Consider the following 2,068-nt stretch of genomic DNA (forward strand, 5'->3'; position numbering starts at 1 on the left):
GCGGTGCTGGCGAAATTGCGCAGCACGCGCGAGCGATACACCAGATCGCTGCTCGACAAAATCAGCGGCGCATGCGCGGCCGCATTGAGGATGCGCTGTGCCGCCAAATCGGCGCGCCACGCCGGGTCTGACACGGTTTCAAGATGCGCATCGAGCCATTGCGACACCAGCCGCTCGGCAATCGGCACGCACTGGTCGCGCGGCGCAGAGGCGGCAAGGTCGCGTAGCCAGCCGAAGCTGTGGATGTAATCGATGACCTCATCGGGCGCTTTCAGGCTGGCATAGTCCAGCTCGCCAAGCTTCAGCTTGTTATGGCCGAACATGAAATGCCCGGCGCGGATCGCCTTGCCGCGCCGCGCGTCGCCCGCAAACGGGTCGGTCGGCGCAGCCAGCAGCCGCAACGGTGAGCGGCCCTTGAGCCGCAACTTGTGCAGCGGGGTGCGCCAGGTCATCCGGTAGAAATAATGCACAACGCTTTCGGTCAGCGAGAGGCCCCGGTCGGCTTCCTGCCGCACCAGCTGCTTGCGCCCGGCGGGAACGTCGCGGGGCTCGTGCTCGATCAAATCGGGGCGCGGCTCTTTGGTGTCGGCGCCGATCATCGGCAGGCGGCGGTCTGCTTCGCTGGCAGTGCTGGCCATGGCTCCCGCACGCTGTTGCCGGCGCTTGTCGGGTGCCAGATCGTTCATTGGCCTTTAAGCTCCCGGATGTTCGCGGCATATTGGTCTTGCCCGCCGCGAAAGCTTGCAGTGCCTGCGACCAGCACATTGGCGCCGGCGTTGATCGCCTGCGGCGCGGTGATCGCATCAATGCCGCCATCGACCTCAAGATCAATCGCACGACCCGATTTGGCGATCATCTTGGCAATCGCCTCGATCTTGCGCAACTGGCTGGTGATGAAGCTTTGCCCGCCAAAGCCCGGGTTGACGCTCATCACCAGCACCAGATCGATCTCGTCGATCAGATAATCGAGCATTTTGGCGGGCGTGGCCGGGTTGAGCACGATGCCAGCCTTTTTGCCCAGCGAGTTGATCAGCTGAACGGTGCGGTGGACATGCGGTCCGGCTTCCGGGTGGACGGTGATGATGTCCGCCCCGGCATCGGCAAAGGCTTCCACAAAGCTGTCGACCGGCGAGATCATCAGATGGACATCAAATGGCCTGGCGGTGTGCGGGCGCAAAGCCTTGACCACTGCCGGGCCGATGGTGATATTGGGGACAAAATGCCCGTCCATCACATCGATATGGATCCAGTCGGCCCCAGCGGCATCAATCGCACGCACCTCTTCGCCGAGACGCGCGAAATCGGCAGAAAGGATTGACGGAGCTATCAGTGGTGGTTGGGGCATTTGTTAAGGGGACTAACCCGCAAGATATGGTGGAGCAAGGACCGTCCACCGCTTATCCACATGATTTGCACAGGCATAAGTCAAGCCGAGCCATTTCAGCCGCTGTGTCGCATCCGCACCATGAAAAACCCGTCGAGACCGCCCGATCGCACAAGCATTCCTGGCAGGGTGCGTACCCAGCCATTGGCGTGCGGTGTGACACCGTCGGGCAGTTCTTCCTGGTCAACCGGATCGATCGCAAAGCGCGGATCGGCAATAAGAAACGCCTGGGTGATCGCCTCGCCCTCCTCGGGCTCCAACGAGCATACCGCATAGACGAGGACGCCGCCGGGCTTCACCCAGTCGGCGGCGCGCTCCAGCAACCGCGTCTGCTGCTCCGCGCGCTCGGCGATGTGGCGCGGCGCAATGCGATAGAGCACATCGGGGTGGCGGCGGAAAATGCCGGTAGCGCTGCACGGCGCATCGAGCAGCACCGCGTCGGCGGGCCCATCGGGCGCCCAGTCGAGTAGGTCAGCGGCAATCGTCTCCACCGTGAGGCCAGTACGCGCGACGTTCTGCTCAAGGCGTTGCAGGCGCTTGTCCGAGCTGTCGACCGCGCTCACCCGCCATCCGGCAGCGGCAAGCTGCATGGTCTTGCCACCGGGCGCGGCGCACAGGTCAAGCACGTGGCGACCTTCGCCTGCACCCAGCAGCCGGGCGGGCAGCGATGCGGCGAGATCCTGC

At 64.0% G+C, this 2,068-nt stretch carries 2 protein-coding genes and 1 pseudogene; all 3 read right to left on the reverse strand.

The window, feature by feature from the left end:
* A pseudogene (locus tag ACEW8G_RS06435) lies at positions 1-686 on the reverse strand (heparinase); the annotation flags it as partial.
* The gene (gene rpe / locus ACEW8G_RS06440; protein WP_373487611.1) at positions 683-1,345 is read right to left on the reverse strand and encodes a ribulose-phosphate 3-epimerase; all 663 of its coding nucleotides are present in this window, start codon (positions 1,343-1,345) and stop codon (positions 683-685) included. The gene rpe and the pseudogene ACEW8G_RS06435, both read right to left, overlap by 4 nt.
* A 95-nt stretch (positions 1,346-1,440) precedes the next feature.
* Positions 1,441-2,068: RsmB/NOP family class I SAM-dependent RNA methyltransferase (locus tag ACEW8G_RS06445; RefSeq protein WP_373487612.1), on the reverse strand; the 628-nt coding region annotated here is incomplete at its 5' end.

This window comes from Blastomonas sp., assembly GCF_041747255.1.
Lineage (GTDB): Bacteria > Pseudomonadota > Alphaproteobacteria > Sphingomonadales > Sphingomonadaceae > Blastomonas.